The 229-nt window shown below is 55.9% G+C and carries 1 protein-coding gene; it reads left to right on the forward strand.

The features are described 5' to 3' along the window. Nucleotides 1-229 (forward strand): MlrC C-terminal domain-containing protein (locus tag SB764_RS45215; protein ID WP_410867467.1); only part of this gene is annotated, 229 nt, incomplete at both ends.

Here is a 229-nt window from a genome sequence, read left to right on the forward strand (position 1 = left end):
TTCGGCGATTCCGCTCATATCGTGCTCGATGGCATCGATATCATCCTGAATTCGACGCGGGCGCAGAGCTTCGACCCCAGCCTGTTCTCGGTGATGGGCATTGATCCCGCGAAGCAGAAGATCCTGGTGATCAAATCCACCAACCACTTCTTCGCGTCCTTCTCGAAGATCGCGGCCGAGATCCTTTACTGCTCCGCGGGAACGCCCTATCCCAATAATCCGGAAACGA

This window comes from Paraburkholderia sp. SIMBA_027 (assembly GCF_046535315.1).
GTDB classification, from domain to species: Bacteria; Pseudomonadota; Gammaproteobacteria; order Burkholderiales; family Burkholderiaceae; genus Paraburkholderia; species Paraburkholderia tropica.